Annotated in this window: 4 protein-coding genes and 1 pseudogene; 1 reads left to right on the top strand and 4 read right to left on the bottom strand. The window is 68.1% G+C overall.

Annotated elements, in window-relative coordinates; all coding sequences use genetic code 11:
* Positions 1-491: 491 nt before the first annotated feature.
* Positions 492-962: an ATPase gene (locus tag NQV17_RS19125; protein ID WP_124489723.1), complete on the top strand. Its 471-nt coding sequence runs from the start codon at positions 492-494 to the stop codon at positions 960-962.
* 161 nt (positions 963-1,123) lie between these two features.
* Here the strand turns inward: NQV17_RS19125 and NQV17_RS19120 are convergent, their stop codons facing one another.
* The 4 genes and pseudogenes from NQV17_RS19120 to NQV17_RS19105 form a co-directional block, all read right to left on the bottom strand.
* Positions 1,124-1,828 (bottom strand): DUF429 domain-containing protein, encoded by a 705-nt coding sequence (locus NQV17_RS19120; protein WP_257773459.1) that lies wholly within the window; start codon positions 1,826-1,828, stop codon positions 1,124-1,126.
* A gap of 9 nt (positions 1,829-1,837) precedes the next feature.
* A pseudogene (locus tag NQV17_RS19115) lies at positions 1,838-2,362 on the bottom strand (HD domain-containing protein).
* 121 nt (positions 2,363-2,483) lie between these two features.
* Positions 2,484-5,954 carry a YhaN family protein gene (locus tag NQV17_RS19110; protein ID WP_257773458.1) on the bottom strand — a complete coding sequence of 1,157 codons (3,471 nt, stop codon included), beginning with the start codon at positions 5,952-5,954 and terminating at the stop codon, positions 2,484-2,486.
* A gap of 3 nt (positions 5,955-5,957) precedes the next feature.
* Complete coding sequence (locus NQV17_RS19105) at positions 5,958-7,208, bottom strand: DNA repair exonuclease (RefSeq protein WP_257773457.1); 1,251 nt, start codon at positions 7,206-7,208, stop codon at positions 5,958-5,960.
* Positions 7,209-7,592: the final 384 nt, after the last annotated feature.

The raw sequence follows: 7,592 nt of genomic DNA, 5'->3' as shown, positions 1-7,592 counted from the left end.
TTCTGCGAGGACCCGGAGGTTTTCTCAGCAGCGCTGCGTTTTCAGCAGCAGAGAAGCGAGATTATGAACCGTCTTTTTCAGTTCGTCAACAACTTTTTAACTGCTTCGTTGCGACGACTGGGGTTCAACTTCCTGCACCGCCGAGGCCGCTACGACCCGCCCGACAGCACCGCTTCCCTTCCCTTCTTCTCCCGCGCCGCGTTTCCGTTAGCGCGAAAGAGGCGTGATTCTAAGCACCTGCCCCGGTCTCCGCAACCCTTTTGTGAAAATATTTTGAAAAAGCCCCGTGCGCTGCCGCGCTCGGGGCTTGGGGTGTCACGCTCAACACATACAGCAACGCGAGAAGTCCACCACGGATCAGGAGCGCCGCCTTCTTTCCTCCTATATATAGGCGGTCGACGACATCCTCTGTTCCACCGCGCTCCGTATTGGCGTCGCGCTCTCGTCATCCTGCTGCGGAACAAACGAAGGGGCGCACGCCGTCGAGTATCATGCCGCGATCGAACAACGCACTCACACCGACGATGGACAGCACCACACAATCCGGCGACGCCGATCTCCGCGATGAATACGCCGCGCTGCGCGAGCGCGCCGTCATGCTCGAAGAACAGGTCCCGCCGCTCCTGCAACGCATCTCGGATGTCCTGCCGCGCATCAGCGGCGAGTCCGAACTGGCGGACGAGCATCGTGAACGGCTCGTCGGCGCGCGCAACGCAGCCATGGTCTCGATCGAAAACTATCAACAGGCGATCCCGTTCCTGCAGACCGCCGACTCGATCATCGAGCAGCTCGACAAGACGCCCGAGCGCGACGAGGACATCGAGTGGCGCGAATCGCTGCTGCAGCGGCTCGACGAACTGATCGACGTCGCGGTCGTGATGATCGACGATGCGCAAGGCTACTTCGAGCAGGCCGATGCCTGCGATCTCTCCAGCGTACCGAAGTCCATTCTCGAAGACTGAGCATCACGGCCGTGAGGCATACGGTGCGTCGACTGCCTATGTCGATGCGCACGCCACCTGGTCCGCACATGCCGACCGGCTGTCCCTGCTCGACACCGTGGCGTCGACAGTCCGATGTGCGTCCCGAAAAAGCTCACCCCGCTGCCACGGGTTCACGGGTATCAGCGAGCTGCGGCCCGTGACTGGAGCGTATCGAGAACGATCGTCTCGCCGACGACCGGTACACGGATATACCCGCCCTCCGCATCGCCATACGCGTGCGCGCTGCCGCCGATCACGTATTGCGCGGTCAATGCACACAGCGTGGCGTCCCGCGCATCGACCGATCGCAGCGTCGACACGTCGATTCCGAGTTGCGCGAGCAATTGCCGCCGCTGGTTGCGTTTCTGCTTCGCCGACGCAATCGCCTTGCCGAGCATCGCGCAGGTAATCGCGTACGGATAAGTCTCGAAGCTCACGCGCCCGCCGGCATACCGTGCGTCGGTCAGCAGCGGATACGCGCCGGCCAGCGCGCGGTAGACGCGCTCCCCCATGAACATCCAGTCGAAAAAGCCCGACGTGCTGGCCACGGCCTGCTCGCGCGACGGCGTCGGGAAACATGAGATCCGTTCACGCGCGAGCGCCTGCTCGGCCGCCCGGCGCCCGCTTCCGGTCCACCACAGGCTCGGCGCGTCGACGCCGACTGCCACCACGTCATGCTCGATACACAGCGAAGGCAGCGCTTCCGGCGCGATCCGCGCCTCGCGCCGGACGATCGTCGAGCCGCGCAGGATCACGAGGTCGCACTGCTTCCTGTCGCCGCCCACGTCGACGCCCGCCACCGCAGGCAGTGACCGCTCGGCGGATCGGGATCGGGCCGCCCGCATGGCCGCGCGTCAGTCGGCCGGCCGCGCGTCGTACGCGGCGTCGAAGATCCCTTCCAGGCCCGGATGTACGCCGCGCATCCGGTCGACGACCGACTTCGCCCAGTCGAAGTACGCCTGCTTGCGCTCGAGCGGCCAGTCCGCGGGCGGATGCCGGGCGATGTCGCGCAGGTTGCAGATCTTGTCCGCGAGCTTCACGAGCTTCGCGCGGCGGCTGATCGTCGCCGCATGCTCGACCTACAGGCGCTTGCGCTCGTCCTTCGGCAACGACTTGTCGTCGGTGACTTCCATCACGATGTCCGCGACGTCCTTGCCGAACAGCCGCAGCAGTTCCTGCTCGGTGGTCTCCGTGTCCTCGATCGTGTCGTGCAACACCGCGGCGACGATCACGCGCTCGTCCTCGATGCCGGCTTCGTTGGCCAGCACAGCGGCCAGCGCAATCGGATGATTGATGTATGGCGACGCCTCGTCGTCCTTGCGCCGCTGATTGCGATGCTTGTCCGCCGCGAACGCAATGGCAGCTACCAGCTTGTTCATGTCGATCCCTCGTGTGGCCGGACCCGTGACCGGCAGAACCGGTCGCGTGCGTTTCGGAACCGCACATACTACCTGTACGCGATGACCATTCCCACGTATCGGGACATCGGGCCACCCGGCGTCATGCGCCGGCTGCCTCGCGCTGCAGCGCGACCACGTTGACCTGCGCGCCGAACACGCCTCGCACGAGCGGCAGCAGATGATCGTGGTGCGTCAGGAACAGCACCTGGGTTCGCGTCGACAGATCGCGCAGCGCCTCGAGCCCCGCCTTCGCACGTGCATCGTCGAAGTTGATGAACAGGTCGTCGGCAACGAACGGCAGCCCGGTCCTGCTGGCGAGCTGCAGTTCGAGCGCCGCGATCCGCAGCGCGAGGAACAACTGGTCGCGCGTCCCTTCGCTCAGGCCGGCGACCTCGACCGACGCGCCCTTCGTGCGCCGCGCATACAGCGCGGGCGGCGTCCGTTCGGTGTCGACGGTCAGTCGCGCGAATTCGCCCAGCGTGAGTCCCGCGAAAATCTCGCCCGCCCGGCGCAGCATCGGCCCCTGCTTCTGGTCGCGATAACGATCGGTCGCCCACTTCAGCAAGCGACTCGCGGTCGCCGCTTCCAGATACTGTTCCGCTGCATCGCCCATCGCCGCGAGCGCTTCCTGCCGCTTTGCTTCGGCCACGGCCGCGTTCGCCTGGCCGTCGATCGCGCCGAATGCCTGCCGGGCCACGACCTGCTGCTGCGCGAGCGCGTTCAGGCGCGCGCCGACGTCGCCCAGCGACTGCTTCACCGCTTCGAGATGCGCGGGCACGTCGGCGATGTCCTGTTCAGCGACCTCGGCCTCGACGGCCGGCTGGGACAAGCCGTCGCCGTCGCGCACCAGCGCCTCCTTCGCGGCATCGACGGCCTGTCGAAGCTGGCGCTGCCGATCCGATTGCTCGGCCAGTGGCAGCGCCGCGTCGATCGATGCGACGCCGGCCAGTTGCAGCAACGGCTGAATGCGTGCATCCGCGCCCGCCACCGCGGCGGCGGCATCGGCGACCTTGCCGTCGGCCTGCCGCACCGCGTCGTCGGCACGACCGATCGCACGCGCGGTTTCCCGTGCGGCCGCAACGCGCATCGTCAACCGGCGCGCAACGTCCAGCCAGTCGCCGGTCGCCAGCCACGCGGGCTCGAGCGCTTCGGCCAGCCGCCGTGCGCCGGCCTCGAGCGCGGCCAGCTCCGCACGGATCGCGGTCATCCGGTTGCGCGGCGCATCGGTGTCGGCCAGTTCGGCGGTCACCGTATTCGCGAGCGCGAGCGCACCTTCCGCGGCAGCCAGCGTCACCGCATGTGCGGACAGCTTCGCGTCGGCAAGCGCGTCGCGCCATTGCGCGTGCCACGCATCGTAGGCGGTCTGGGCCTGGTCGGCGCGCGAACGAGCCGTCGCGCATCCGCGTTCGGCTTCGCGCGCGCGGTCCTCCAGGCTGTCCTTTTGCGCGAGCGTCTTCTCCGCCGACTGCACGAACGTCCCGGCGATCGCGATGAGTACCGTCAGGCCGTCGGCGTCGCCGCCGCGCGATACCATGCGCAGCGCCGAACGCAACGCGGCTTCCGCGCCGGCGCGTGCATCGCGGATCGTCGCCAATTCGCGGCGCAGGCGGTCGAGCTCGAGCTGCGCGGCAAACACCGTGTCGCGCTTCGCGAGCCAGTCGCCCATCGCCGCCAGCGGCATGCCGGGCACGCCGGCCGTCGTCGCCAGTTCGGCCCACGCGTCGCGATGTGCCGCCAGCTCGCGTTCGCGCTCGTCCACGGTCGCCTGCCGGCGCGTCAACACGACGTGCGCGGATTCGACCTGCTGACGCAGCGATTGCAGTGTCGCCGCCGCTTGCGTGGCGCCGAGCTGCGCATCGACGAGTTCGTCGGCAAGGCGAATCGCATCGTCGACGGCCGGCGCGCCGGTTGCGAGATCCACCGCGCCGCTGCGAACGTCGCCCCAGGCGCCATCGCGGCGAGAGCGCGCCGCCAGCACCTCGGCGGTCGTGACGACCTTGTGGGTCTGAGCGAAATGCTTCTCCTGCAGTTCGAGCCGCTCGTGTTCTTCCTGCGCGCCGTCCCGTGCATCGCGTGCGGCGGCGGCCGCGCTCGCGCGCTCGCTCGCTTCGGTCAGCAGCACACCGAGCCGCGCCGCCGACGGCACGTCGAGCGCACGCAGCGCGTCGACCGGCTTGCGCCACTGGCCGAGCGCATCGAGCGCGTCGGACAGCGTGCGCTCGGCAGCCGCGATGTCGCGTTCGAGTGCCTGTTCACGCTGCGCGCTATTGCGAAAGCCCTGCGCATCGGCGAGCGCCGCACGAAGCGCTTCAGGCACATCGACGGTCGACAGGCGCGCCAGTTGTTCCCGTGCCTGCGCGAGTTCCTGCGTGCGCTCGTCGAGCGACTCGCGCGCGCCGGCCAGCGCCTGATGCAGCGCGCCGTGGTCGCGCAGCAGGTTCGCGACCGTCTTCAGCGACAGCGCGGTCGGCAGGGCCGCGCGCAGCGACGTCTCGTCGGTCGGCCAGCCGAGCTGCGCGGCGGCCGAACCCGCGGCGGACAGATGCCGCTCGACGTCCGCGCCGAGCAACAGCAGATCCTGTGCATGATTCATGCATGCGCCGCGCAGCCGGTCGAGCGCTTCGATATCGGCTTCGAGCGCCAGCGCGTCGGCATCCGGATCGATTGCATCACGTGCCTGCCGTTTCGCGAGCAGGTCCGCACGCCGTTCCTCGAGCACCTTCTGTTCGGCCGCGAGATCGCCTTGCGCTTTCAGCAAGTCGGCATACGCGGTCGGCGGCAGCTCGACGACGGCCCCCAGTTCGGCCAGCGCCGCTTCCTTGATCGTCAGTTCCTTCAGGTACGGCGCTAGCCGCCGCACGCGCTCGAGCTTCGAGCGCAGCGCTTCGAGGCGACGCTGTTCCACGCGCGCCTGCTCGATCTCCTGCTCGACCGCGTCGCGCGCCTCCTTGCGATCGACCCAGTCGCGCGTGCGCACCTGGACCGCCTTCAGTTCGCCAACCGCTTCGTTGTACGAAGTCTCGGCCTGCGCGAATGCGCTGCCGCTGCGCCGCGGTGCCCACAGCTCGGCCGCGCGCGCGTCGAGTTCCTCGCGCACAGGGCCGAGCGTGCCGACACCCGCCGCCGATTCGAACAGCACCTGGCCGAGCTTGTCGGACGCATCGAGAATGCTCCGGCCGCCGTCGACGAGCCGCCCGTGGTCGAGCCCGAACATCTGCTCGAAGAACTCGCGCGTCGCGCCGTCGAGGATGGCGTCGAGATAGTCGTCCGGCAGCTTGTCGTCGGCGGGCGTGCGCAACGGACTGCGCCCGCGGGCGCGATGAAAGGCGAGCGCGCCGGCGCCGCCCTCCAGCACGCCGCCGATCCGCAGTTCCGGCGTCGCATGCAGGAAGTCGAGCGGCGTCTGCAGTTTCATCCCGAACAGCAGTTCCGACACGGCCGTCCGGATCGTCGACTTGCCGGCCTCGTTCGGCCCCACGATCACGTGGAAATCCTGGCCGGCCGACGGAAAGCGCAGCGTCTCGTCGGTGAACTTGCCGTACTTGATCAGGTCGAGCTGGCTGATGCGCATCGCTTATTCCCCCCTCGCCAGCCGCGCGAGCAACGCGGGACCGACCTGCTCGACCAGCGCCGTGAGTTCGCCGGCGCGCGCCATCGTCAGCAGCGGCACCTCTTCCTTCACGTCGCTGCGCACCTTGCCGACGAACGGCTTCAGGTCGCGTTCGAGCAGCGCGAGAAAATCCGGATCGTGTGCGGCGTCGGCCAGGATCTGTTTCAGATCCTCCAGCGCCTCGAGTTGCTCGCTCTCGCCGTGCGGCTGCTCGGGCGCGGACGTCGCGAGCCGGACCTTCTCCAGCCACAGCCGTTCGTTGCCGATGATGCCGATCTGGTTCAGCACCTCCGCACGCAATTGCGGCGCACGGCCGAAGAAGAGACCGTGCGCGGGCGTGCGGCCCGTGACCGTCACGCGCACCGCGCGCGGCACGTGGCCATCGACGCTCAACAGCGTCTCCAGCGACTGGCCGATCTTTCTCGACAGGTCGGCGACCGTCAGGCAATCGGACGCGTCGACCGACAACGCTTCCCAGCGCAGCACGTCGAGGTACAAGCGCTCGACGTGCGTGCGTCCCTGCTCGACCGTCACCACCACCGCGCCGCGGCGGCCCGTCTCGCGGATATGGCGCCCCTGCAGGTTGCCGGGAAATACGACGGTCGACGGCCCCGGCCAATGCTGGAATTCGTGCACGTGGCCGAGCGCCCAGTAGTCGTAGCCTTTCGCATGCAATTCCGCCAGCGAGCACGGCGCATAGTTCGCATGCGCCGCATAGCCTTCGAGCGCGGTGTGCAGCACGCCGATGTTGTAATGGCCCGGCACGGGATCCGGATAGCCGATCGCGAGATTGTCGACGACGGCCTTGTCCTTGAAGCTCTGCCCGTGCAGCGCCACGTCGAATTCCGGCAGCTTGAAGGTTTCCGGCTTGCGGTGGCCGAACACGGTGACGTTATCGGGCAAGGTCAGCTTCTTCGTCATCTCGCTTTCGGCATCGTGATTGCCGCCGAGCACGAATGCGCGAATGCCGGCCTTGCGCAGGCGGCCCATTTGCTGGCCGAAGAAAATGCCGGTGTTGTGGTCCTTCCAGTCGCCGTCGTACAGGTCGCCGGCGATCACGAGGAACGCGACTTCCTCTTCGATCGCACGATCCACGAGCTGCCGCAGCGCTTCGCGCGACGCGTTGCGCAACTGCGCGGCCGGCGCATCCGGATACGCGCTCAGGCCGTGCAGCGGGCTGTCAAGGTGAATGTCTGCGGCGTGGATGAACTTCACGAAGATTCCTCTGGTTCATGACGAAAGGGCGATGTCGACCGGCATTGTGCGCCGTCGAACGGCGCGCGGCCGCTGGTCGCAAGCCGGACCGCCGCCGGGTGCGCCGTCGCGAGTGGCGGCGCTCGTTCGCACCGATCGTGCCGCCCGTCGCCAGCGGGTCGGGATGGTACCTGAAAGCGGGCGCCGCGAATTCGTCCGGCCTCGCGCCCACCGTGCTCATCCCGCACGCGTCACTCGCAGCGCGGCATGGGTGGTGACGCGCAAGCCGCGAGCCGCGGCACGCAAGCAAGCGCGAGAAGACGGAACGGGATGGTCATGGCCGTGATGCCTCGGAATGTTATCGGACCACGCCGGGCGGGCCGGGGCGGCGCTTTGGAGTCGTCT

This window comes from Burkholderia sp. SCN-KJ (assembly GCF_024656005.1).
Taxonomy (GTDB): domain Bacteria; phylum Pseudomonadota; class Gammaproteobacteria; order Burkholderiales; family Burkholderiaceae; genus Burkholderia.
Note: the sequence above shows the minus strand (reverse complement) of the source record. Positions and strands in the feature narration are given on the sequence as shown.